A 22,633-nucleotide genomic window follows, 5' to 3' on the forward strand; every position below is an offset into this window, starting at 1 on the left:
GTTCCAACGGTGACAACCACTAGCCCGTGGACACCGCCCGACCGGTGCCGGTGTCGTCCCTAGACTTCGACACATGGCGAACCACGGGGCTCGGCGGATCGGCGACCTCGTCCGGGAGGGCGAGCAGTCGTTCTCGTTCGAGTTCTTCCCGCCCAAGGACGCTGCTGGCGAGGAGCAGCTCTGGCAGGCCATCCGCGAGCTCGAGCCCTACCGGCCGACGTTCGTCTCGGTGACGTACGGCGCGGGCGGGTCGACGCGCGACACCACCGTGCGGATCACCGGGCGGATCGCGGCCGAGACCTCGATGACGGCGATGGCCCACCTGACCTGCGTCGGCCACACCCGCGCCGAGCTCGAGTCCATCCTCGACGCCTACGCCCGGGTCGGCATCGGCAACGTGATGGCCCTCCGCGGCGACCCCACCGAGGGCCCGCGCGCGCCCTGGACGCCCACCGAGGGCGGCCTGACGTACGCCGAGGACCTGGTCCGGCTCGTGCGCAGCCGCGGCGACTTCAGCATCGGGGTCGCGGCGTTCCCGGAGGGCCACCCGTCGGCCGAGTCGATCGACCACGACTCCGACGTGCTCGTGGCCAAGGCCCGGGCCGGGGCGGAGTTCGCGGTCACCCAGATGTTCTTCCGCGCCGAGGACTACTTCGGCCTGGTCGAGCGGGTGCGGGCACGCGGTGTCGACATGCCGATCCTGCCGGGCATCATGCCGATCCTGAACCTCGCCAACATCCGTCGCCAGGGCGAGCTGATCGGCACCGACGTGCCCGACCAGGTGGTCGCCCGGATCACCGCCCGCGAGGGCGACCCGGTGGCGATGCGCGCGGAGGGCATCGCGATCGCCGCGGAGCTCTGCGACGAGCTGCTCGCCGGGGGAGCGCCCGGCTTGCACTTCTACACGCTCAACCGCTCCAAGGCGACGCGCGAGATCTTCGCCGCGCTCAACCTCACGGTCTGATGCGCACCGTCACCGTCGTCGGTCGCGGCGTCAGCCACGCCGTTCCTGACGTGGCGGTCGTGCACGTGGCCGCCGTGCACGTTGCGCCCGCGTTGTCCGACGCGCTGGCCGGTGCGGAGTCCGCCCGGGCCACCCTGGTTGCGGTCGCGCGCCGCTACACCGAGGAGATCGCCAGCCAGGCGCTCTCGGTGGGGGCGGAGTGGAGTGACACCGGGCCGCAGACCTACCGCGCGCGACACGCCCTGGTGATCCGGTGCGCCGACCTCGGTCGGGCGGGTGAGCTCGTCACGGCTCTCGCCGAGGAGGTCGGTGAACGGCTCCAGGTCGACCACGTCGGCCTGGAGGTCGGCGACCCGGCCGAGGCGGAGCGAGAGGCCACCTCGGCGGCGCTCGAGGACGCACGGACCAAGGCCACACATCTCGCGGCCCAGTCCCAGAGCACGCTCGGACAGGTCCTGAGCATCGCCGAGGGTGGTGGACACGCACCGGGCCCGGTGTTCGCCGCACGCGCCAAGGTCGGCTTCGAGGCCGGGGAGGCGGCCGTCGAGCAGGCGCTGACCGTCACCTGGGAGCTGGTCGACAGGTCCTAGGCCGACCCGACCTCGGCTGCGACCAGGGCGGCCGAGAGGCCCACGAACGGCAGCCCGGCGCCGGGCGTTGCGTGCGCGCCGGCGGCGTACACGCCCGGGACCGGCGTGGTCGGCCCGAGCCGGCGGCGCACCGTCGCCCGGCCCTGCCAGAGAACGCCCATCGGCGAGCCGCCCCACAGCTCGACCTGGTCGCGCGGGCTCCGGTCCACCCGGGCGACGACCTGGGGGCGCAGGTCGATCTTGTGCCGTGCCAGCGCACGCAGGATGTCCTCCGAGAGCCGGCCGCGGCCGTGCACGGTCAGGGTCGAGCCCCCGTCCGGCGCACGCCCGCCGGTCCGCACGACCAGCATCGGGTCGCCGTGCAGGACCAGCTCGTGCGGCAGGTCCGGGGCCGGCCCGTCGAGCCCCAGGTGCACCACGACCGGCGGGATCGCCGGCATCGTGTGGGCGACGTACGCCGCGAGCGCGGGCAGCCGTCGGGGGTCGACGGCGCACACCACGACGTCGGCGTCGATCTCGCCCCCGGCCGTGCTGACCGCGACTGCCCGGCCGTCGCGCACCACGACGTCGGTGCCCTCCGTGCCGGTCAGCACCGTCACCCCTCGGGTGGCCAGCCGGGCCACCAGCGCCGCTCCGAGCCGGGCCATGCCGCCCTCGACCGTCCACGCCCCGAACCGCTGCTCGACGTACGCGCCCATCCCCAGCCAGGACGGCACGTTGCGCAGGTCGTGGCCCTCCGCCACGAACGGGTGCCCAGCCACCATCCGCAGCCGCTCGTCCTTGAACGTGCGCTTGAGCCGCTTGGCCATGGTCTCGCGGCTCTCGAGCCGGGCGGCGAGCTCGCGGGGGAGGTCGCCGGGCCGCCAGGGGTTCTCCAGGTAGCCGCGCCGCACCACGTCCCAGTCCTCGGCGTACGAGGCGACGTGGTCGACCCAGCGTTGGCCGAGCCCCGCGCCGAGCTCGTCGAAGGCCCGCAGCTGCGGGGCTCGTCCGGACGGCAGCCGCACCGAGGTCCCGTCCTCGAACCGGTGCTCGCGCACCACGTCGAGCGGCACCAGCTCCAGCTCGCGCTCGACCGGCCGACCCGACTTGCGGAAGAGGTCGCGGATCACCGCGGGCAGGAGTGTGTACGTCGGTCCCGCGTCCCAGGAGTAGCCGTCGGCGGTGACCTCCGCCAACGCGCCGCCCAGCTGCGGTGACCGCTCGAGCAGCGTGACGTCGTGGCCGAGCTTGGCCAGCCGCAGCGCGGACGCCAGGCCGCCGAACCCGCCACCGACCACCACGACCCGCGCCATGCGCCGAACCCTAGCCACGACGCGGTGGCTCCCGGCTCAGGACTCGGCGTCGAGCACCCGCTGCAGCGACTCCTCGTCGCGACCGACCACGGTCGTCCCGTCGGCTGCGGTGATGATCGGCCGCTGGATCGCGCGGGGGTGGGCGGCCAGCGCGCCCAGCCAGTCGTCTCGGTGCTCCGCGTCGCGGGGCAGGTCGATGCCCTCCTCGCGGGCCTCCTTCGGCCGGGCGACGTCCCAGGGCTCCAGGCCCAGCCGGGCGACGACCTCACCCAGTTCGGTCGCGGTCGGCGGGTCGTCGAGGTAGCGCCGCACGGTGTACTCCACGCCGGCGGCGTCGAGCTCGCTGAGCGCCGTACGGCACTTCGAGCACGCGGGATTGAGCCAGATCTCCATCACTCCACCTCGATCGTCGGCGCACCGGTCATCGCCGCGAGCTCGTCGTACGTCGTGGAGAAGACCGCGGCCGGATGACCCGCCGCAGCCCAGACGACCTCGTAGCGACGCAGCCAGGAGTCCAGGTACGTCGGCACCGGCGCCGGGTGCCCGATGGGGGAGACGCCGCCGATCACCTGGCCGGTGTGCTCGCGCACGAACTCGGGGGCGGCGCGCTTGAGCTTGGTCACACCCAGCAGGGCGGCTACCTTCGCGGTGTCGACGCGATGGGCGCCGGAGGTCAGAATGAGGGCCGGTGATCCGTCCGCGTCGAAGAGCAGGCTGTTGGCGATCGCCCCGACCTCGCACCCGAGGGCCTCGGCGGCAAGGGCGGCCGTGTGGACGGAGTCGGGCAGGATGACGACCTCACCGGTGCCGCCGCGGCGCCGGTGGTCGTCACGGAAACGCGTGATCGTCGGGTGCTCGGTGGTCATGGAGCGAGACCCTAGGGGAGAGGAGCGCGGATGAGTCCGCAGCGGCCGGGATCGGTGACCGCCGCGATCGGGGTGCTGGTGGGCCTGATCGCGCTGAGTGGCGTGACGGCGTTGTTGACGTTGGTGTTCACCGACGACCTGGACGCGTCCTGGGCCTCTGGCCGGGCCGACGTCGGCTCGGTCAAACCGCCGGCCTTCGCCCCCGTCGCGATCACCATGTTCGTCGTCGTCGCGATGCTGGTCGTCGTCCTGCTCATGTTCTTCAGCCAGGGCCACAACTGGGCCCGGGTGCTGCTGAGTGCACTGGTCGTGCTGATGGCGATCGCGACGCTCGCGAGCCTGCGGGCGGACCCGCCGGTGCTGTTCCTCGTGCTGTCGGCCGCTTCTCTGGTCCTGGACGTCGTCGCGGCCACGCTGCTGTGGCACCGCGACACCCGCGCGTTCACCGGTGCGCCGGCGCTCGACGCCGACGTCCACTCCTGAGCGACTCCTGACCGGCTCCTGACCGGGCTCACCGTCCCGCCGGCCTTGACGACCGGCGGTGAGGCAGGTGTACGGTTGCGGTGTTCGAACGTGCGTTCGAACACCCCGGTGGGGGCGACCTCGACCCCCGTCCCCACCGGGACCGGTGCGCCGGTGCAGGTCGTTCGACGAGGGGTCACCGCCGAGGGGTCGACGGAGAGGATTGCGATGAACCCCTATGCGCTGCCCGCGACCACCCACTCCTACCTGGCCCGGGCCGCCGAGTCGCTAAGCGAGGCGATCTCCGCGACCGAGGTCCCCACCCGCTACGCGTGCGCACATGTGGCCGCCCTGCGAGCCGCCGCTGCCTTGCTGGCCGCCCGCGCGCAGCCCGAGCCGCCGCGGCGCAGGCCGCAGCGCAACGCCTGGGTGCTGCTCGCCGAGGTGGCTCCCGAGCTCGCGGAGTGGGCGCGGTTCTTCGCCGCCGGTGCGGCGAAGCGTGCCGCGGCCGAGGCGGGCTCCACCCGCGCGGTGTCCGAACGTGAGGCCGACGACCTGGTGCGCGACGCCGACCGGTTCCTCGCCGTGATCGAGCGCTCGCTCGGACTGGTCCCGCACTCCTCGGCACCCTCCCGGGCCGCGGCGATGCGGGCGGGCTGAGCTGACGACAAGGGTTTTCCCGCGATGCGGGGCGACCCGAAGTCCGCGAGGCTGGTCGCATGCGCCAATCTCTCGGGCCGCGCCGCCATGCGCGGTGGATCCTCGTCGCCGTCCTGCTCGTCCTCGGCGGCACCGCCGCGGTCCCGGCCGACGCCGCCACGCCGATCAGCGTAGCGACCGCACGGGCCGCTCAGGACGGCTCCTCGGCCACCGTTCGCGGCTACGTCGTGGGCCAGCCGACCTCGTCCACGACCGTCCTCACCGCCGGGTTCCCCAACGACTACGCGATCGCGCTGGCCGACACCGCGGGCACCACCGACACCTCGCGGATGATCTACGTCCAGGTGCCCAGCGCGTTCCGCTCGGCCTGGGGGCTGCGCTCCAACCCCGGGCTGATGGGCCGCCAGATCGACGTCACCGGCACGCTCGCGGCGTACTTCTCGCGCCCCGGGCTCACCTCGGGCACGGCGTTCGCGTTCGCCGGTGGCAGCAATCCCACCGACCCACCGCCCTCGGGCGGCACGAGCCCCTACGACTCCACCTACTACGCGGCCGCGATCGGCAAGACCGGCGGCGCGTTGGAGTCCTCGCTCCACACGATCATCTCCAGCGGCGTCACCAAGCTGTCCTACGACGCGGTCTGGAACGCGCTGAAGGTCACCGATCGCGACCCCGCGGACAGCAGCCACGTGATCTGCCTCTACAGCGGCTTCTCGCTCCCCGCGAGCGACAACGGTGGCGGGGCCGACCAGTGGAACCGTGAGCACGTCTGGGCCAAGTCGCACGGTGACTTCGGCACGGCCACCGGCCCCGGGACCGACCTTCACCACCTGCGCCCCGAGGACGTCACCGTCAACTCCGCACGCGGCAACCTCGACTTCGACGAGGGTGGGACCCAGAATGCCGAGGCCCCAGGCAACTACGCGGACGCGGACTCCTGGGAGCCGCGCGACGCGGTCAAGGGCGACGTGGCGCGGATGATCTTCTACATGTCGGTGCGCTACGACGGCGGCGACGGGTGGCCGGACCTCGAGGTCAACGACCTGGCCGGGAACGGGACCACCCCGCACATCGGGCGGCTCTCGGTGCTGCTGCGGTGGAACGCCGAGGATCCGCCGAGCGCGTTCGAGATGCACCGCAACGACGTGATCTACGCCGACTACCAGCACAACCGCAACCCGTTCATCGACCACCCGGAGTGGGCGGACTCGATCTGGTGAGCCCGGCCCGGACGTCGTACCGCCCGGGGCCCTAGGGTTGGGGCATGCCTCATGACCGGCCCGGTGAGCGGCCCAGCGAGCGCCGCAGTGCCGCCCGCACCTCGGTGGTCTGGGATGCGCTGCGCCCCGCGCTCGACGGAGCGGTCGACGTGCTCGACATCGGAGGTGGCACGGGCGGCTTCGCGGTCCGCGTCGCCGAGCTCGGGCACCGGGTCACCGTGGTCGACCCCAGTCCAGACGCGCTCGCCGCCCTCGACCGGCGGGCCCGCGAGCTCGGGGTGACGGTCAGCGGCCAGCAGGGCGACCTGTCCACGCTGCTCGACGTCACCGGCCCGGCCGCGGCCGACGTGGTGTTGTGCCACGGCGTGCTCGAGGTCGTCGACGACCCGGTCGCGGCTCTCGCCACCCTGCGTGCAGTGCTGCGTCCGGGAGGGACGCTGAGCCTCCTGGTCGGGCAGCGGCACGCCGCGGTGGTGACCCGGGCGATGGCGGGTCACTTCGCTCAGGCGCTCGCGCTGCTCGACCCCGCGTCCCCGTCCGGGGCGCGTGACACCGGTGCCGGCAGGTCCGGTCGGCGGTTCACCGACACCGAGATCACCGGACTGCTCGAGGACGCCGGCTTCGCGGTCACCGCGGTCCACGGCATCCGCGTGTTCGCCGACCTGGTCCCCGGTTCGCTGCTCGACCTCGAGCCGGGCGCCACCGCAGCCCTGGTCGAGCTCGAGCGCGCGGTCTCCGGTCGCGCGGAGTTCCGGCCGCTCGCGGCCCAGCTCCACGTGCTCGCACGCTGACTCCGCGCCCGGTCCTGACGTCTCCCGCGGATCCGGGAACGGTTCTGTCACGATTTTTCTGAACCCGCCTACCGCGATGACCAGGCGCTGCCTAGACTTGAGGCGCTGGCCGGCACACCCGGCCGCGACCCGGCGACGATCCGGCGATGACCTTGGTGGGGAGGAACGGTGCCACTCTCGGAAGAGGAGCTCCGACTGCTCGAGCAGATGGAGCGCGCCCTCGTCGAGGAGGACCCCAAGCTCGCCTCGACCCTCCGCGGCACGGCCTTCCGCCGCTCCGCCCGGCGTCGGGCGATCATCGCCGGCGCCTGCTTCGTGCTCGGCGTCGTCGTGCTGATGACCGGCGCCGTCGCCCAGATCACGCCCGTCGGGATCGTCGGCTTCGTGATCATGCTCGGCTCCGCCACCGTCGCCCTGACCGCGATGCGCGGGCAGCGCAACACCCCCGCACCCGACCCGCGCACCATCCAGCACCCCAGCCGGGGCTTCACGGTCGTCGACGGCGGCCGCTCCGGCCGCACCCGTCGCCCGCGCCGCCACGGTCGCGGTGGCCACGGCTCCTTCATGGAGCGGATGGACGAGCGCTGGCGCCGGCGCCGCGAAGACGGCGGGTTTTAGTCGAGACGCGCTAGCGGCTCGACTGATGGTGGTCGAGCGAGCCGCGCGACCGAGCCTGCGAGGTCGCGACCGGCGTGTCGAGACCGAGACGTGAGCTTGGTCGTTCGAGTCAGCCCAGTGGCGAGCCCGAAGATCGCCGAGCAGCAGGGAGCGAGGAACGAGCTCGCTGCGTGGGCTCGGTGAGACCGGTGCGGCTGAGAGGCTCGCCGAGTCGGCGGTGCTGAAGGTCGGCCCCAGCGTCGCCCCTCGGACGCGCCACAAGTCACCCAGCGTGGTCGACGACCCCGCCGTACCTCGCCTCGACGGTGGTGGTGGACGGCCGCGCCGGGCGGAGCGCACCCAGGTCCATCACCGAGCGCGGCCACCAGGTGGCCCGTCGGCGGGCGGCACGGGCGGCGCCGCCGGCCAGCGACGCGATGACGAGCTCGCCGTCGGTGCGCAGCCTGCTCCTGTCGGTCGGTGCGGGGGAGCGGGAGTAGCGCAGCCGCTCCAGGTCCGCGACGAGTCGCCCGAGGGCGTCGACGCCCTCGGGGGCGACGTGCTCGCCGTGCGCGGGTCGTTCGGGTGTGTTCGAGTCGACGGGCCGGCCCAGGTAGCCGACCAAGATGTCGCGCGTCGCTCGTGGTGAGCGTCCGCCCGGCCAGGGCACGCCGAGGTCGACCGCGGTGTCCCGCAGCTCCGCCCAGACGCTCTCGGGTGCGCCCGACGCGAGTCGCCGGTCTCGGCGACGTCCCCGGACGAGGCGAGGCAGGAGCAGCAGCGCGGCCACGACCAGGGCGCCGAGCCCGGTGCCCAGCACCGGTCCCCACTGCCGCTCGGTGCCGCCGCCACCGTTCGCTGAGTTGTCAGTCGCGGCCGCGGTGCTCTCCGTCGGCCGCCTGCTCGGGCCGCCGACGGAGGCGGACGCCTGGGTCTGGGCCGGATCGGAGGGGCCGACGTCGTCCGGGACGCCGCGGACGGTGTACGACGGCACGTCGGCGGCACGTCCGGCCGGGGTCGGCTCGAAGCGGACCCACCCGGCCCCCTGGAAGTACAGCTCGGGCCAGGCGTGCATGTCGTGGGAGCTGTAGACCCAGGTGTTCGGTCCGGCCGGGGCGGGGGTGAGGAAGCCGATCGCGACGCGAGCGGGGATGCCCACGACCCGGGCCATCAGTGCCATCGCGGACGCGAACTGCTCGCAGTAGCCGACCCGGCCGCCGGGCTCGTCGGAGAGGAAGGCCGTGAGCGCGTCGGAGCCGTTGCCGGTGGTGCTCGTCGCGAGGGAGTATTCGAAGCCGCCCCCGGTGCGGAACCAGTTCTGCAGGGCGACGGCCTTCTCGAAGCGCGTGGTCCGGTCCGCGGTGACGCTGGCGGCGAGCTGCCGCACGATCGGCGGGATGTCGGCGGGGAAGTCGGTGAACGACTCGTCCACCTTGCCGGCCGTCGACCCGGCGTTCTTGAGCCGGTCCGCGGTGAGGTCGAGCTGCAGGGCGCTCATCGTGTACTGCAGCCCGGCCGTGGTGAGGTCGTCGGGGACGGCCAGGAAGTCCATCGTGGAGCTGTCGTAGCGCCAGTCACCCTCGGCCTGCACGTTGCTCGCCGGGAACTGGGTCGGCAGCCAGCTTGACTTGAACGCCGGCAGGATCGTGACGTTGTAGGGAATCTCGCGTCGGGAGACCTCCGCGTCCACGCCCGAGGGTGGGGGCAGCAACCCGTTCGCTCGGTGGTCGGACGGGACGTCGCGATCACCCGGCGTCCACGCGGCGTCACTGAAGTTGTCGAGCGTCAGGATCCGCAGGTACGCCGGAGCCGGGTCGTTCGTCGTGATCCGCACCAGGTCGGTGTCCTTGCCGCGCCTGAGGTCGCGCACCAGGTCGGCCACGGGGTTGTCGACCCGGATCTCGTCGCCCTTGCCCCGGCCGGGCCCGAAGTCGAAGAGCTGGAGCCCCAGGGTCGGGACGACCAGCGGGATCACCAGGGCGAGTGCGGTCGCCGTACCGCCGATGCCACCGGCGGTACGCCGGACCGCGTGCGCGCCCGCCCCGAGCGAGATGGGGTCCCCGGTCTCACGGTCCTCCGCGATCGGCCGGCCCCACCGGCTCACGTGCTCGGTCTCCTGGAGGAATAGCAGACCCAGGAAGCCCGCCGCGGTGCCGACGAACACCCACCAGGCGATCGGGGTCTCGACCATGCTGACCGGGATCGTGTAGATCGTCAGCAGCGGCAGGCCGGCGAGCGGCACCCGGTGCAGTGTGCACGCGAGCAGGTCGACGAGCAGCAGGCAGAGCAACCCGCACAGGATCAGCAGCGGGTCGATGGGTGGCTCCGTGGCCGGGATCGGGGCGGCGAACCCCTGGGCGCTGTGGATGGCGTCGGCGACGGCGGACCGCACCTCGGAGAGCATCGCGCCGTCGGGCACGAGGGCGCCGCTGATCAGCTGGCAGGCGACCACTCCGGAGACCACGACCTGGGTGGCCACCACCGCAGGGCTCGGCCACCGCCACCAGCGGGTCGCGGTCCCGGCGGCGGCGACGACGACGCCGAGGAGCAGCAGCGGGTTCAAGAACCCACCGGGCTCCTCGGCGAACCCGCGCCAGGCATACATCGCGACCAGCGTGGTCGCGGCCGCCACGGAGGCGAGGGTGATGCTCGCGCCCAGACTCCCGCGAGTGCGCGTCAGGGGCTGCATCATGCGATCACCTCGGGGGCGGCCACGGCGACACCGCGCGAGCTGTGGGCGCTCGTGTGTCCGAGCTCCTGCCAGACCGCGTCGAGGCGGTCTCGGGGGCCAAGTGGCACGGCCCGCCAACCCTGTTGGCCGAGGACCCGGGTCGCCCCGTCGGCGGGCGGGGCACCGCTCCAGGCGTCGACGTCGAGGGCGATCGCCATCGCCGAGCCGGCCTGGTGCTGCATCCGGCGCAGCACGGGCAGGTCGGTGGACACCACCGAGCCGAAGACCGCGACCGTGAGCCCCCCGTGTGCACCCTCCGCGAGCCAGGTCGTGTCGAGGCGCGCCTGCATCGTCGGTTGCACCACGGCGAGCGCCTCCATCAGGGGACCGGTGTTGAGGTCGGCGTCGCGCAGGTGCCAGGCGTTGGCGGAGTCCTCGCCGAGCGCGGTGACCAGGCGTACGGCGAATCCGCGGCGGCTGAGGTGGACGGCGATCGATGCGGCCGCCGAGACCGCCGCCTCGAGCGAGGACGCGATGCCCTGTCCGCGGTGGGCCTGGGCCCGGTTGTCGAGGAAGAGCGTCGCGCGGGACTGCCACGGTTGCTCTTCGCGACGCACCATCAGCTCGCCCAGGCGAGCCGAGCTGCGCCAGTGCACGCGCCGTAGGTCGTCGCCCTGCCGGTACTCGCGCACGGTGACGTCCTCGGCGCTGCCGGTGGCGAACGCGCGCGGCCGGTTGTCGCCGGACCCGGTCCACGCGCCGCCGAGGGGGATCTGGGGGAGTGGCACGGTGCGGGGAGTGACGGTGAGCGGCACCGTCGTGCGGAACGTGCGGCCCAGCTCGACCAGACCGAACGGGTCGGTCACCCGCACCGACATCGGCCCGATCTCGAACCGGCCACGGACGTCGGAGCGGACCTGGTAGGTGACCGACTGTCGCCACCCGGAGGCGATGCCCTCGACGACGAACCGGGGACGGGTGCCGAGGACGTACGGCACGTGGTCCTCGAGCAGCAGCATGCCGTTGGGGCTGCGTCCCTCGTTGCTCAGCGCCAGCGAGACGCGGGCGGGCTGCCCGGCCGCGACGAGCTGGGGCGTCACCGTGCGCACCAGGGCGAGCCGGTAGCGGTTGCGGCCGACGACCCAGGCGGTGAGCAGGGGGAGGGTCAGCACCAGGACGCCCACCCGGGTGAGCGCCGCCTGGTCGAGCACGACCGCGCACACGACGGCGGTCACGCCTGCTGCCAGGAACGCCCGCCCGCGGACGGTGAGACCGGCCAGTGCCTCCCTCATCGCGAGACCCCGATCAGCGTGCGGATCCGCTGTCGGGCACCGGCACGCTGGCGAGGATCGCGTCCAGGATGGCGGTGGTTGAGCGTCCGGTCATCGCGGCCTCGACGCTGGGGAGCAGCCGGTGGGAGAGCACGGAGCGGGCGAGCCGGGTCACGTCGTCGGGCAGCACGTAGTCGCGGTCGTCCATGGCGGCCACCGCCTTGGACGCGCGGACCAGGTGCAGCGTGGCGCGCGGGGACGCTCCGAGCGTGAGCTCGTCGGAGCGCCTGGTCGCCGCCGTGATCGCGACCGCGTAGCGCTGCACGGCCTCGGAGACGAAGACCTGCCCGACGATCCCGATCAGCTTGCGCAGCTCCGAGGCGTCGGTCACCGGCTCGAGGTCGTCGAGCGGGTTGGCGCGGGTGTGGGAGTTCAGCATCGCGATCTCGGCCGCCTCGACCGGGTAGCCGACCGACACCCGCGCCATGAAGCGGTCGCGCTGGGCCTCGGGGAGGGCGTAGGTGCCCTCCATCTCGATGGGGTTCTGGGTCGCGATCACCATGAACGGCTGCTCGAGCTGGTACGTCGTGTTGTCGACGGTGACCTGCCGCTCCTCCATGCACTCCAGGAGCGCGGACTGGGTCTTGGGCGAGGCTCGGTTGATCTCGTCGCCCACGACGATGTTCGCGAACACGCCCCCGGGCCGAAACTCGAACTCGCGGGTGTTCTGGTTGAACACCGACACCCCGGTCACGTCGGAGGGCAGCAGGTCGGGGGTGAACTGGATGCGGCGTACGGAGCAGTCGATGCTGCGGGCCAGGGCCTTGCTGAGCTGGGTCTTGCCCACGCCGGGCACGTCCTCGATGAGCAGGTGACCCTCGGCGAGCAGCACGACCAGTGAGGCGTTGACGACGTCGGGCTTGCCCTCGATCACCCGCTCCACGTTGTCGCGCACCCGGCCGACCACACGCGCCAGGGTCTGGAGGTCCGCGCCCCCCGCTTCAGTTCCCACGTCTGCGTCCTTCCCGTCCCGCGTGACCCGTGTCACCGGATGGCCCCACGTTAGTCGTGCCGGAAACCTACGGCGTGCCGTCCCTGCCCGATCCGACTCCTGGGATCACGGTTTGGTTGCGTTCCCGGTTCACGTCGAGCGCCGTGGCTCCTCCCGGTTCTCCTCCACGTTCTCCTCCACCACGCTCCACCACCGGCCGCAACCTCCCCACCGGCGCTCCACCGGAGCCGGCGGGAGTCCTCCCGTCGACCGCCGGGCGCGCCCTCCTGGCGCGCTGACCTGCTCGGATGCGTCGGCGGCGCCGATCGCGGTGCCCACGGACCCGGTCGGGGTCCTCGTCGTGATCGGCCCGGCGCCACCGCGCACTGCGGCGCGACCGCGCCGCGCCGCGCCTCTCGAATGGTTGACGGTGGAGCAAAGTGGCGTAAAGTGGAGCGCAGTGGAGGAAGGGTCACGCTGAGTGGACCGGAGTGGAGGCGCCCGATGTTCTTCATGGGCACCTACACCCCCAAGCTCGACGAGAAGGGACGGCTGTTCCTCCCGGCCAAGTTCAGGGACCGACTCGCGGAGGGGCTCGTGGTGACCCAAGGTCAGGAGAACTGCCTGGTCGTGTGGCCCACGGACGTCTTCATGGAGGAGGCCGCGCGTGCCCAGGCCACGCCGATGACGGTGCGCGGCGCGCGTGACTACGCCCGCATCCTGTTCGCCGGCGCGGACGAGGGGACCCCTGACAAGCAGGGCCGGGTGAGCATCCCGGCCCCGTTGCGCGAGTACGCGTCGCTGGACCGCGACGTGGTCGTGATCGGCGTCATGAACCGGATCGAGATCTGGGACCCGGCCCGTTGGCGCGAGTACTCGGCCGGCGCGCAGGCCAAGTTCGCCGAGCTCGACGAGCAGCCGGCACCCAGCCCCAGCTAGCGGCACCGCACCACCGCAAGAGCACGACACCGACAACACCACAGCGATCCGCAGGACGAGGTCTCGAGCCCGCTCCCGCAGCCATCTGGGGCACCTTCCCCGGTTCCAGACGGCCGTCATCTGGGGCACCTTCCCCGGTTCCAGATGACAACTTCCCAGTCACCGACCGGGAGCGGGCAGGGACCTGGTCAGGCGGATCGCCCTTTTCTGCACCAGCCACCGCTGGACACTTCCGGGACACGAGGGTCGAACACATGAGCATCGCGCCAGCACAGGCACCGGTCGGGGCACCGGTCGAGGCGCCGGCACGCCGCGTCCGGCACCAGGCCCGCGACGCGGCGACCCTGATGGCGTTCTCGGCCGTGACATCGCTCGGGGTCGCGCTCGGGTTCTTGTTCCTCGCACTCCTGGCCCGACAGGCCTGACGTGCGCACCCCCTCCCACGTCCCGGTGCTCCTCGACCGGGTCGTCGCCCTGCTGACGCCGGCGCTCGAGCGTGACGGCGCCGTTCTCATCGATGCCACCCTCGGGCTCGGCGGGCACACCGAGGCGGTGCTCTCCCGGATCGAGGTCGCCCGCGTGGTCGGGATCGACCGGGACCCGCAGGCACTCGCGATGGCGGGGGAGCGGCTGGCGCCGTTCGGCGACCGGTTCACCGGAGTGCACGCGGTCTACGACGAGATCCCCTCCGTCCTGGCCGACCTCGGGCTCGCCTCGGTCGACGCGGTGCTGTTCGACCTCGGCGTCTCCTCGATGCAGCTCGACGTGCGCGAGCGCGGCTTCGCCTACGCCGAGGACGCACCGCTCGACATGCGCATGGACGGCAGCACCGGCATCACGGCCGCCGACGTGCTCAACACCTACGAGGCTGCCGACCTGGCCCGGGTGCTGCGGGAGTACGGCGAGGAGCGGTTCGCCCGCAAGATCGCGGGTGCCGTGGTCCGCGAACGGGCCAAGGAGCCGTTCACGCGCTCGGGGCGCCTCGTGGAGCTGTTGTACGCCGAGATCCCGGCTCCGGCCCGGCGTACGGGCGGACATCCCGCCAAGCGAACCTTCCAGGCGCTGCGCATGGAGGTCAACGACGAGCTCGCCGTACTGCGCCGCGCGATCCCGGCGGCGATCGACGCGATCGGCGTCGGCGGCCGCGTGGTCGTGGAGTCCTACCACTCGCTCGAGGACCGGCTGGTCAAGCAGGCGTTCGTCGCCGCGACCCGCCTCGACGTCCCCGAGGACCTGCCGTTCGTGCCCGCGGGCCACGAGCCGGCGCTGCGCCTGGTGACCAGGGGTGCCGAGAAGGCCAACGCCGAGGAGATCTCCGAGAACCCGCGCGCCGCGTCGGTCCGGCTGCGCGCGATCGAGCGCATCAACGAGGGAGCAGCATGAGCAGTCCAGTGCCCCAGATCCGCTCGCGGGTGCCGCGGATCGCCGAGGTCGCGGTCGAGCGTGCTCGGCTGACCGTCGTCCCCCGCACCCGCGCCCGGGCCGCCCGGGTGCCGTTCGTCGCGCTGGTGACCGTGATGCTGCTCGGCGGTGTCGTCGGGCTGCTGCTGTTCAACACCTCGATGCAGCAGTCGTCGTTCGCCGCGACCGCCCTGCAGGGGCAGGCGACGACGCTCGCCGCGCGCCAGCAGGGTCTCCAGATGGAGCTCGACGCGTTGCGCGACCCGCAACGGATCGCCGCGGCCGCGCAGAAGCTCGGCATGGTCCAGGCGTGCACGCCGGCGTTCGTGCGGCTCGGCAGCGGCAAGGTGTCCGGGCAGCCGTGCGCGGCCGACGGCAGCGTGCCGTTCCCGATCAACCCGCCGCCCCCGGTGAAGCCGGCCTCCCTCGATCCCACCCCCCATGTCGTGCACGTGACCGCGTCGCCGACCCACGGCTCGCCAAACCCCTCGAACGACACGGGCTCGGGAGGCGCCGGGAACGGCGGCGGAGGCGGTAAGAAGAACCAGCAGCAACAACAGCACCAGCAGCACCAGACCCGACGCTGACCCCGACGCCGCCCCAGACCACCGGAGACCTCGTGCGCCAGACCCGTCCACCCCGTGGCTCCCGCCGGGGCTCCCCGCAGCTGCGTCTGCGGGCGGGCTTCGTCGTGATCGCGATGGTCCTCTCGGTGTTCGGGGCGCGCCTGGTCCAGCTGCAGGGAGTCGACCCGAACTCCTACGCCGAGATGGCCGCGGCGGAAGGACTCGTCAAGGTCGTGCTGCCCGCCGAGCGGGGGGACATCCTCGACCGCAACGGCAAGCCCCTGGCGGGCTCGATCGACGGGCTGATGATCGTCGCCGACCCTCAGATGACCGCCGACAAGGCGCCCCAGATCGCACGCTTCCTCTACCACCGTCTCGACGTCGACTACGTCGCGACGCTGAACAAGCTGCGCGAGCACGACAGCCGGTTCGAGTACATCGCCCGACGGGTGCCCGCCACCCGGGCCACCGAGGTCCTCGCGGCCGCCAAGGACGCCGGCTTCGAGGGGCTCGCCAGCCGGCGCGACCCGCTGCGGGACTACCCGGCCGGCGACGTGGCGGCCAACCTGGTCGGCTTCATGGGCACCGACGAACCGCTCGCCGGGTTCGAGCGCACCTTCGACCGGCAGCTGGCCGGCACCGACGGGTCGGCCCGCTACGAGGTCGGCGGAGGCAACCGCATCCCGCTGGGCGAGAGCACCGTCACCGACCCGGTCGACGGCAAGGACCTGCACACCACCATCGACGAGGACCTGCAGTGGTACACGCAGCGGGTCCTGGGGCAGACCGTCGAGGCGGCCAAGGGCGACAGCGGCTTCGCGGTGGTCATGGACAGCCGCACGGGGGAACTGCTCGCGCTCGCGGACTACCCGACGTTCGACGCCAACGACCCCACCGACTCGCCCAAGGACGACCTCGGCTCCCGAGCCATGCAGGACGTCTACGAGCCCGGCTCGGTCGAGAAGGTCCTCACGGTCAGCTCGCTGATGGACCTCGGCCTGGTCACCCCGCACACCAAGATCGTGGTGCCGCCCCAGCTGATGCGTGAGGACCGCCCGATCAACGACTGGTTCTCCCACGGCACGCTCCACCTCACGCTGGCCGGCGTCATCGCGAAGTCCTCCAACATCGGCACGGTGCTGGCGGCCGACAAGTTCGAGCAGGGCCAGCTCTACGACTACCTGCACCGGTTCGGCCTGGGCCAGCGCACCGACATCGGGGTGCGTGGCGAGACCCAGGGCCTGCTGCCCGACGGCAGCACCTGGACCCACCAGATGCAGGACCGCATCGCGTTCGGTCAGTCGGTGTCGGTCAACGGCGTGCAGATGGCGACCGCGGTCAACACCATCGCGAACGGCGGCGTGCGGGTCTCCCCGTCCATCATCGAGGGCAAGGCCACGACCGACACCGGTGACGTCGTGGGCACGGACACCACCACCAAGCGCCGGGTCGTCAGCGCCCAGGCGGCGCGCAGCACCATGCTGATGATGGAGCGCGTGGTCGACCCCGAGGTCGGTGTCGCGCCGGGCGCCGCGATCCCGGGCTACCGGGTGGCCGGCAAGACCGGCACCGCGCAGGCGGTCGGCGAGGAGTGCGGCTGCTACGACGGGACGTTCGACGTCTCGTTCGCGGGCTTCGCGCCGGCCGACGACCCGCGGTTCACCGTCTACGTCGTGGTCAAGAACCCGCGCAACGGCGGTGGCGGCGGGTCGGTCGGCGGCCCGGCGTTCGCGAAGATCATGAGCTACGCCCTGCAGCGGTACGCCGTACCACCCACCGGCACGCGGCCCTCACGCCTCCCCGTCGAGTGGTAGACCGGCCCAGCGATAGCCTCGCGTGGTGAGCGACCCGACCCGGCCCGTGCGGCCGCCCCGGACCCCGCTCACGACCGTGGCAGCGTGGGCCGGCGCCGACCTGCGTGGCGACGGCACGGGGATCGAGATCACCGGCGTCTCGCTGTCGTCGCAGCGGATCCGGCCCGGTGACCTCTACGCCGCACTCCCGGGCAGCCGCTCGCACGGCATCGAGTTCGCGGACGCCGCGGTGCGCGCCGGGGCGGTCGCGATCCTCACCGATCCGGTGGGCGCCGACCGCGGACCGGTGGAGGTCCCGCACCTGGTCGTGGACAACCCGCGAGCGGTCCTCGGGCGGCTCTCCGCCCGCATCTACGGCGAGCCGGCGGCCTCGATGCGGATGATCGGCGTCACCGGCACCCAGGGCAAGACCACCACCACCCGGCTCCTGGAAGGCGGCCTCGAGCAGGCCGGAGTTCGCGCAGCGGTGATCGGGACCGTGGGCACCCGGGTGGCGGGCGACGACGTGAAGACCTCGCTGACCACCCCGGAGGCGCCCGACCTGCACGGGCTGTTCGCGATGATGCGCGAGCGCGACGTGGCAGCGTGCGCGATGGAGGTCTCGAGCCACGCGCTGGTGATGGGCCGGGTCGACGGGGTCGTGTTCGACGTCGCGGTCTTCTTGAACCTCGGCCGTGACCACCTCGACTTCCACCGCGACGTGGAGGACTACTACGCCGCCAAGGCCTCGCTGTTCACGCCCGAGCGCGCCCGGCTCGCCCTGGTCAACCTCGACGACGACCACGGGCGTCGCCTGGCCGGCGAGACGACCATCCCGGTGCGCACCTTCTCGGCCGCCGGCGCCGACGCCGACTGGCGTGTGGCCGACGTCGTGCTGCGGGCCAACGGGTCCGACTTCACCGTGCTCGCTCCCGACGGCGGACGCATCCAGGCTTCATGCCCGCTGCCCGGCGGCTTCAACGTCGCGAACACGCTGGCCGCGGTCGCTGCTGCCGGCGAGGCCGGCCTGGACGCCGCGGCGGTCGCCGCCGGCATCGCGGCCAGCGGTGGGGTCCCCGGACGCCTCGAGCGCGTCGACGCCGGACAGGACTTCGTGGTGGTCGTCGACTACGCCCACAAGCCCGACGCCGTCGAGGCCGCGGTCGGGACGCTGCGTCCGCTCACCGAGGGCCGGGTGATCGTGGTCCTGGGTGCGGGTGGCGACCGCGACCACGGCAAGCGGCCGCTGATGGCTGAGATCGCGGCGCGGCTGGCCGATCTGTTGATCGTGACCGATGACAACCCGCGCAGCGAGGATCCCGCCGCGATCCGTGCCGCGATGCTGGCCGGCGTCGACACCGGTGAGGCGATCGAGATCAGCGACCGGCGAGCCGCGATCCGGGAGGCGGTCCGCCGCGCCGAGCCGGGCGACATCGTGCTGATCGCAGGCAAGGGACACGAGACTGGACAGGAGATCGCCGGAGTGGTCCACCCCTTCGACGACCGTGATGTGGTGCGAGAGGAGATCGCGTGCTTGCGATGACGTTGGGCAAGATCGCCAAGGTGGTCGGGGGCCAGGTGGTCGGTGACCCCGACGTCGTCGTCGACGCCCCGGCGTACGTCGACAGCCGGCAGGCCGTCCCGGGCGGGCTGTTCGTCGCGGTGGTGGGTGAGAACGTCGACGGACACGACTACGCGGCCGGCGCGCACGCCGTCCTCGGCAGCAGGGCCACCGAGGCCCCCACGGTGGTCGTCCGCGACCCCGTCGTCGCGCTCGGCAAGCTGGCCGCCCACGTGGTGCGGCGGCTGGACGCCACCGTGCTGGCCGTCACGGGCTCGCAGGGCAAGACCGGCACCAAGGACTACCTGGCGCGGATCCTGTCCGCCGCCGGTTCGACCGTCGCCACCGCGGGCAGCTTCAACAACGAGCTCGGTCTCCCGCTGACCGTGCTCCGTGCCCACCCCGAGACCCGGTTCCTCGTGCTCGAGATGGGTGCCCGCCGGATCGGCAACATCAAGTACCTCTGCGAGATCGCCCCGCCGCACGTCGCCGCCGTCCTCAACGTCGGCACCGCCCACATCGGCGAGTTCGGCAGCCGCGACTCGATCGCCTTCGCGAAGGGCGAGATCGTCGCCGCGCTCCAGCCCGAGGGCACCGCGGTCCTCAACGCCGGCGACCCGCTGGTCGCGGCCATGGCCTCCCGCACCCGGGGACGCGTCATGACCTTCGGTCCCAACGAGGCCGACGTCACCGAGCAGGGTGCCGAGGTCGACGATCTCGGCCGGGTGTCCTTCGAGATCGGCTATGACGGGGAGCTGCGACAGGTCCACCTCCAGCAGAGCGGCCTGCACCAGGCCCAGAACGCCCTCGCCGCCGCGACGATGGCCCTGGCCGTCGGCATCCCGCTCGACGACATCGCCACGGCCCTCTCCGCTGCGACCGCCGCCTCCCCGATGCGGATGGAGATGCACGCGCGGGAGGACGGCCTGATCGTCATCAACGACGCCTTCAACGCCAACCCGGCCTCGACCACGGCCGCCCTCGAGTCGCTGGCGATCATCGGGCACCGTCGCCACCGGCGCACGATCGCCGTCCTGGGCGAGATGCTCGACCTCGGCCGCGAGTCGTTCCAGGGCCATGTCCAGGTCGGCCGGGCGGCCGCCCGGCTCGGCACCGACGTCATCGTGGCGATCGGTGAAGCCGCGGGCGGCGTGGTCGAAGGGGCCGAGGCCGTCATCGCCTGGACGGGGGACGCGGTCGTCGCAGAGGAGGTCGACGAGGCGACCGAGTGGCTGCGAGAGAATGTGCTGCCCGAGGACGTCGTCCTGGTCAAGGCGTCGCACGGCATCGGCCTCTGGGTCGTCGCCGACGCGCTGCTGGACCCGGAGTGGACGCCCGGCGAGTATGAGCCCACGAACGAGGAGACCGTCGACGAGACGGCGCCCGAGGTGGAGGGAGACCCCAGCGCGACATGAGAGCCATCCTGTTCGGAGGTGGCCTGGCCCTGCTGATCTCGCTGCTCGGGACCCGTGTCGCGATCACCCAGTTCACGAAGCTCGGCTACGGCCAGGAGATCCGCGACGACGGGCCGACCAGCCACCACACCAAGCGGGGCACGCCCACCATGGGTGGGGTCGTGATCATCCTCGCCACGCTCATCGGCTACTTCGGCGCCAACCTGATCACCGGCCACGCGCCCAGCGCCTCGGCCCTGCTGCTGCTGTTCCTCTTCGTCGGCATGGGCATGGTCGGCTTCCTCGACGACTACATCAAGATCTCCAAGCAACGCAGCCTCGGGCTGCGCAGCAAGGCGAAGATGATCGGCCAGACGCTCGTGGCCCTCGTCTTCGGTGCGCTGTCGCTCTCGCCGTGGCTGGCGGACGCCCACGGCCGGACGCCCGCCTCGGAGAAGATCTCCTTCCTGCGTGAGATCGACTGGTTCACGCTGCCGGCCGTGCTCGCCGTGCTGCTGATGTGGCTGATCATCACCGGCACCAGCAACGCGGTGAACCTCACCGACGGCCTCGACGGTCTCGCCACCGGAGCCAGCGTGATGGTCTTCGGCGCCTACATGCTCGTGAACATCTGGCAGAACAACCAGTTCTGTCAGGAGAACCCCGGTCCGCTCTGCTACGACGTACGTGACCCGCTCGACCTCGCGGTCGTCGCCGCGGCGATCACGGGCGCGTGCTTCGGGTTCTTGTGGTGGAACGCCCCGCCGGCAGCGATCTTCATGGGCGACACCGGATCGCTCTCCCTCGGCGCGGCCCTGGCGGGCCTCGCGATCCTGACCCGCACCGAGCTGCTCCTTGTGATCCTCGGTGGCCTGTTCCTCGTGATCACGCTCTCGGTGATGGTCCAGGTCGGGTTCTTCAAGCTCTCGCGCCGCTCCAGACTGGTCCAACGGGTGTTCCGGGTCGAGCCCGGCCACCGGGTCTTCCGGATGGCGCCGCTGCAGCACCACTTCGAGCTGCTCGGCTGGGAGCAGGTCACGATCGTGATCCGCTTCTGGATCATCACCGGCCTGTGCGTGGCCGCCGGGCTCGGCATCTTCTACGCCGAGTGGGTGGCCCGACTGTGACCCGCGATCCGTCCGCGCTGGGCCGACACGACTCGTGGGACGGCGTCCGCGCCGTCGTCGCCGGCTTCGGCGTCTCCGGCTTCGCTGCCGCCGACAACCTCAACCACCTGGGCGCGAGCGTGGTCGCGCTCGACGAGTCCGAGGGCGGCGACCGGCCCGCCAAGGCCGAGCTGCTCGAGGTCCTCGGCGCCGACGTACGTCTCGGGCCCGGCACCACCGCCACTCTGCCCGACGACGTCGACCTCGTCGTCACCTCGCCCGGCTGGCGTCCGACGGCCCCGCTGCTGGCCCAGGCCCGCGAGCGCGGGGTGCCGGTGTGGGGCGAGGTCGAGCTGGCCTGGCGGCTGCGCGACCCCAACCACCACACGCCCTGGTTGTGCGTCACCGGCACCAACGGCAAGACCACGACGGTCCAGATGCTCGACGCGATCCTGCGCGCCGCGGGCCTGCGCAGCATGGCGGTCGGCAACGTCGGCCTGCCGATCGTGGAGGCGGTGATGGAGCCCGAGCCCTACGACGTGCTCGCCGTCGAGCTGTCCAGCTTCCAGCTCCACTACACCGACTCGATGAGCGCGGAGTCCGCTGCGGTGCTCAACATCGCCGAGGACCACCTCGACTGGTACGCCGGACCGACCGGCATGCGCGACTACGCCGCCGACAAGGGCCGGGTCTACGAGCGGGTCCAGCGTGCGTGCGTCTACAACGTCGCCGACCCGGAGACCGAGCGCCTGGTGCGCGAGGCCGACGTGCGGGAGGGTGCCCGGGCCGTCGGGTTCACCCTCGGCATGCCCGGGGTCGGGATGGTCGGGCTGGTCGAGGACATCCTCGCCGACCGCGCGTTCATCGAGCAGCGCGACACCAGCGCCGCCGAGCTGTGCACGATCTCCGACCTCAGCTCCCCGGCGCCGCACAACGTGGCGAACGCCCTGGCCGCCGCGGCCCTCGCCCGTTCCCACGGCGTCTCCCAGGCCGCCGTGCGCGACGGGTTGCGCTCCTTCCGCCCCGACGGGCACCGGATCGCGGTCGTGGGGGAGAAGGACGGCGTGACCTGGGTCGACGACTCCAAGGCCACCAACCCGCACGCAGCGCAGTCCTCCCTCCAGGCCTACGACCCGGTGGTGTGGGTCGCCGGAGGCCTGGCCAAGGGTGCGCACTTCGACGACCTCGTCGCCGCGGTGCGCGGCCGCCTGCGCGGCGTCGTGCTGCTCGGCCGCGACCGGGACGTGATCGCTGGGGCGCTTTCGCGACACGCGCCCGATGTGCCGGTGATCGTCGTCGACGGCGGAGAGACTGAGGACCACCACGGTGGACGTGCCATGGAGCGCGTGGTCGGTGCCGCGGCCGAGTTGGCCCGACCCGGCGACACGGTCCTGCTGGCACCCGGCTGCGCCTCCATGGACATGTTCACCAACTACGCCGAGCGCGGCGACGCGTTCGCCGAAGCCGTACGACGCAGGCTCTGACAGACACGGGA

Annotated in this window: 22 protein-coding genes; 16 read left to right on the top strand and 6 right to left on the bottom strand. The window is 72.4% G+C overall.

The features are described from left to right. The first annotated feature begins 73 nt into the window (after nucleotides 1-73). Together metF and AC3ANS_RS08175 are read left to right on the top strand one after the other, a co-directional pair. A complete protein-coding gene (gene metF, locus AC3ANS_RS08170; RefSeq protein WP_488295659.1) occupies nucleotides 74-964 on the top strand; it encodes a methylenetetrahydrofolate reductase [NAD(P)H] in 891 nt (296 codons plus the stop codon). Beyond that, on the top strand, nucleotides 964-1,554 hold the full coding sequence (locus AC3ANS_RS08175; protein WP_488295660.1) for an SIMPL domain-containing protein: 591 nt from the start codon (nucleotides 964-966) through the stop codon (nucleotides 1,552-1,554). The genes metF and AC3ANS_RS08175 overlap by 1 nt, the downstream gene beginning before the upstream one ends. On the opposite strand, the gene AC3ANS_RS08180 is transcribed toward AC3ANS_RS08175, so the two are convergent. From AC3ANS_RS08180 to AC3ANS_RS08190, 3 genes are read right to left on the bottom strand one after another with little or no spacing between them, the layout of a single operon-like run. Then, the gene (locus AC3ANS_RS08180) at nucleotides 1,551-2,849 is read right to left on the bottom strand and encodes a phytoene desaturase family protein (RefSeq protein WP_488295661.1); all 1,299 of its coding nucleotides are present in this window, start codon (nucleotides 2,847-2,849) and stop codon (nucleotides 1,551-1,553) included. The genes AC3ANS_RS08175 and AC3ANS_RS08180 overlap by 4 nt on opposite strands. 36 nt (nucleotides 2,850-2,885) lie before the next feature. Then, nucleotides 2,886-3,242 carry an ArsC/Spx/MgsR family protein gene (locus AC3ANS_RS08185; protein WP_488295662.1) on the bottom strand — a complete coding sequence of 119 codons (357 nt, stop codon included), beginning with the start codon at nucleotides 3,240-3,242 and terminating at the stop codon, nucleotides 2,886-2,888. Next, nucleotides 3,242-3,715: a YbaK/EbsC family protein gene (locus AC3ANS_RS08190; RefSeq protein WP_488295663.1), complete on the bottom strand. Its 474-nt coding sequence runs from the start codon at nucleotides 3,713-3,715 to the stop codon at nucleotides 3,242-3,244. Before AC3ANS_RS08190 ends, AC3ANS_RS08185 begins: the two co-directional genes overlap by 1 nt. 30 nt (nucleotides 3,716-3,745) lie before the next feature. Here AC3ANS_RS08190 and AC3ANS_RS08195 point away from each other — a divergent pair, with 30 nt between their 5' ends. The 5 genes from AC3ANS_RS08195 (at nucleotide 3,746) to AC3ANS_RS08215 (ending at nucleotide 7,466) form a co-directional block, all read left to right on the top strand. Beyond that, nucleotides 3,746-4,198 (top strand): hypothetical protein, encoded by a 453-nt coding sequence (locus tag AC3ANS_RS08195; protein ID WP_488295664.1) that lies wholly within the window; start codon nucleotides 3,746-3,748, stop codon nucleotides 4,196-4,198. 207 nt (nucleotides 4,199-4,405) lie between these two features. Continuing rightward, nucleotides 4,406-4,837 (top strand): SAV_6107 family HEPN domain-containing protein, encoded by a 432-nt coding sequence (locus AC3ANS_RS08200; RefSeq protein WP_488295665.1) that lies wholly within the window; start codon nucleotides 4,406-4,408, stop codon nucleotides 4,835-4,837. A 59-nt stretch (nucleotides 4,838-4,896) separates the two neighbouring features. Beyond that, a complete protein-coding gene (locus AC3ANS_RS08205; protein WP_488295666.1) occupies nucleotides 4,897-6,057 on the top strand; it encodes an endonuclease in 1,161 nt (386 codons plus the stop codon). A gap of 44 nt (nucleotides 6,058-6,101) precedes the next feature. Next, nucleotides 6,102-6,848, top strand: a complete 747-nt coding sequence (locus AC3ANS_RS08210) for a methyltransferase (protein ID WP_488295667.1) — start codon at nucleotides 6,102-6,104, stop codon at nucleotides 6,846-6,848. Nucleotides 6,849-7,016: 168 nt separating this feature from the next. Further along, nucleotides 7,017-7,466, top strand: coding sequence for a DUF3040 domain-containing protein (locus AC3ANS_RS08215; RefSeq protein ID WP_488295668.1), 450 nt, complete (start codon nucleotides 7,017-7,019; stop codon nucleotides 7,464-7,466). 262 nt (nucleotides 7,467-7,728) lie between these two features. On the opposite strand, the gene AC3ANS_RS08220 is transcribed toward AC3ANS_RS08215, so the two are convergent. Genes AC3ANS_RS08220 through AC3ANS_RS08230 form a run of 3 tightly spaced genes read right to left on the bottom strand, consistent with a single transcriptional unit; the run spans nucleotide 7,729 to nucleotide 12,399 of the window. Further along, nucleotides 7,729-10,137 carry a transglutaminase TgpA family protein gene (locus AC3ANS_RS08220; RefSeq protein WP_488295669.1) on the bottom strand — a complete coding sequence of 803 codons (2,409 nt, stop codon included), beginning with the start codon at nucleotides 10,135-10,137 and terminating at the stop codon, nucleotides 7,729-7,731. After that, the gene (locus tag AC3ANS_RS08225; protein ID WP_488295670.1) at nucleotides 10,134-11,408 is read right to left on the bottom strand and encodes a DUF58 domain-containing protein; all 1,275 of its coding nucleotides are present in this window, start codon (nucleotides 11,406-11,408) and stop codon (nucleotides 10,134-10,136) included. Before AC3ANS_RS08225 ends, AC3ANS_RS08220 begins: the two co-directional genes overlap by 4 nt. Before the next feature lie 13 nt (nucleotides 11,409-11,421). Continuing rightward, a complete protein-coding gene (locus AC3ANS_RS08230) occupies nucleotides 11,422-12,399 on the bottom strand; it encodes an AAA family ATPase (RefSeq protein ID WP_488295671.1) in 978 nt (325 codons plus the stop codon). Between the two features lie 483 nt (nucleotides 12,400-12,882). Between AC3ANS_RS08230 and mraZ the strand changes: the two genes are divergently transcribed. The 9 genes from mraZ (at nucleotide 12,883) to murD (ending at nucleotide 22,622) form a co-directional block, all read left to right on the top strand. Next, nucleotides 12,883-13,317: a division/cell wall cluster transcriptional repressor MraZ gene (gene mraZ, locus AC3ANS_RS08235; RefSeq protein ID WP_488295672.1), complete on the top strand. Its 435-nt coding sequence runs from the start codon at nucleotides 12,883-12,885 to the stop codon at nucleotides 13,315-13,317. Nucleotides 13,318-13,571: 254 nt separating this feature from the next. After that, nucleotides 13,572-13,742 carry a hypothetical protein gene (locus tag AC3ANS_RS08240; protein ID WP_488295673.1) on the top strand — a complete coding sequence of 57 codons (171 nt, stop codon included), beginning with the start codon at nucleotides 13,572-13,574 and terminating at the stop codon, nucleotides 13,740-13,742. A 1-nt stretch (nucleotide 13,743) separates the two neighbouring features. Further along, nucleotides 13,744-14,700 (top strand): 16S rRNA (cytosine(1402)-N(4))-methyltransferase RsmH, encoded by a 957-nt coding sequence (gene rsmH / locus AC3ANS_RS08245; protein ID WP_488295674.1) that lies wholly within the window; start codon nucleotides 13,744-13,746, stop codon nucleotides 14,698-14,700. After that, nucleotides 14,697-15,305: a cell division protein FtsL gene (gene ftsL, locus AC3ANS_RS08250; RefSeq protein WP_488295675.1), complete on the top strand. Its 609-nt coding sequence runs from the start codon at nucleotides 14,697-14,699 to the stop codon at nucleotides 15,303-15,305. Before rsmH ends, ftsL begins: the two co-directional genes overlap by 4 nt. Nucleotides 15,306-15,337: 32 nt before the next feature. Next, nucleotides 15,338-17,098 (top strand): peptidoglycan D,D-transpeptidase FtsI family protein, encoded by a 1,761-nt coding sequence (locus AC3ANS_RS08255; protein ID WP_488295676.1) that lies wholly within the window; start codon nucleotides 15,338-15,340, stop codon nucleotides 17,096-17,098. 25 nt (nucleotides 17,099-17,123) lie between these two features. After that, a complete protein-coding gene (locus AC3ANS_RS08260; protein ID WP_488295677.1) occupies nucleotides 17,124-18,620 on the top strand; it encodes a UDP-N-acetylmuramoyl-L-alanyl-D-glutamate--2,6-diaminopimelate ligase in 1,497 nt (498 codons plus the stop codon). Next, nucleotides 18,617-20,053, top strand: coding sequence for a UDP-N-acetylmuramoyl-tripeptide--D-alanyl-D-alanine ligase (locus AC3ANS_RS08265; protein WP_488296458.1), 1,437 nt, complete (start codon nucleotides 18,617-18,619; stop codon nucleotides 20,051-20,053). The genes AC3ANS_RS08260 and AC3ANS_RS08265 overlap by 4 nt, the downstream gene beginning before the upstream one ends. Continuing rightward, nucleotides 20,050-21,159: a phospho-N-acetylmuramoyl-pentapeptide-transferase gene (gene mraY / locus AC3ANS_RS08270; protein WP_488295678.1), complete on the top strand. Its 1,110-nt coding sequence runs from the start codon at nucleotides 20,050-20,052 to the stop codon at nucleotides 21,157-21,159. The genes AC3ANS_RS08265 and mraY overlap by 4 nt, the downstream gene beginning before the upstream one ends. Further along, nucleotides 21,156-22,622 (top strand): UDP-N-acetylmuramoyl-L-alanine--D-glutamate ligase, encoded by a 1,467-nt coding sequence (gene murD / locus AC3ANS_RS08275; RefSeq protein ID WP_488295679.1) that lies wholly within the window; start codon nucleotides 21,156-21,158, stop codon nucleotides 22,620-22,622. Before mraY ends, murD begins: the two co-directional genes overlap by 4 nt. Nucleotides 22,623-22,633: the final 11 nt, after the last annotated feature.

The organism is Nocardia sp. 149-1B (genome assembly GCF_057747975.1).

Coding starts and splice junctions, on each gene's coding strand:
- ftsL (WP_488295675.1), top strand. CDS start 14,697: ATGAGCAGTCCAGTGCCCCAGATCCGCTCGCGGGTGCCGCGGATCGCC.
- AC3ANS_RS08205 (WP_488295666.1), top strand. CDS start 4,897: ATGCGCCAATCTCTCGGGCCGCGCCGCCATGCGCGGTGGATCCTCGTC.
- AC3ANS_RS08240 (WP_488295673.1), top strand. CDS start 13,572: ATGAGCATCGCGCCAGCACAGGCACCGGTCGGGGCACCGGTCGAGGCG.
- mraY (WP_488295678.1), top strand. CDS start 20,050: ATGAGAGCCATCCTGTTCGGAGGTGGCCTGGCCCTGCTGATCTCGCTG.
- metF (WP_488295659.1), top strand. CDS start 74: ATGGCGAACCACGGGGCTCGGCGGATCGGCGACCTCGTCCGGGAGGGC.
- mraZ (WP_488295672.1), top strand. CDS start 12,883: ATGTTCTTCATGGGCACCTACACCCCCAAGCTCGACGAGAAGGGACGG.
- AC3ANS_RS08265 (WP_488296458.1), top strand. CDS start 18,617: ATGACGTTGGGCAAGATCGCCAAGGTGGTCGGGGGCCAGGTGGTCGGT.
- AC3ANS_RS08225 (WP_488295670.1), bottom strand. CDS start 11,408: ATGAGGGAGGCACTGGCCGGTCTCACCGTCCGCGGGCGGGCGTTCCTG.
- AC3ANS_RS08210 (WP_488295667.1), top strand. CDS start 6,102: ATGCCTCATGACCGGCCCGGTGAGCGGCCCAGCGAGCGCCGCAGTGCC.
- AC3ANS_RS08180 (WP_488295661.1), bottom strand. CDS start 2,849: ATGGCGCGGGTCGTGGTGGTCGGTGGCGGGTTCGGCGGCCTGGCGTCC.
- AC3ANS_RS08185 (WP_488295662.1), bottom strand. CDS start 3,242: ATGGAGATCTGGCTCAATCCCGCGTGCTCGAAGTGCCGTACGGCGCTC.
- AC3ANS_RS08190 (WP_488295663.1), bottom strand. CDS start 3,715: ATGACCACCGAGCACCCGACGATCACGCGTTTCCGTGACGACCACCGG.
- AC3ANS_RS08200 (WP_488295665.1), top strand. CDS start 4,406: ATGAACCCCTATGCGCTGCCCGCGACCACCCACTCCTACCTGGCCCGG.
- AC3ANS_RS08195 (WP_488295664.1), top strand. CDS start 3,746: ATGAGTCCGCAGCGGCCGGGATCGGTGACCGCCGCGATCGGGGTGCTG.
- AC3ANS_RS08175 (WP_488295660.1), top strand. CDS start 964: ATGCGCACCGTCACCGTCGTCGGTCGCGGCGTCAGCCACGCCGTTCCT.
- AC3ANS_RS08220 (WP_488295669.1), bottom strand. CDS start 10,137: ATGATGCAGCCCCTGACGCGCACTCGCGGGAGTCTGGGCGCGAGCATC.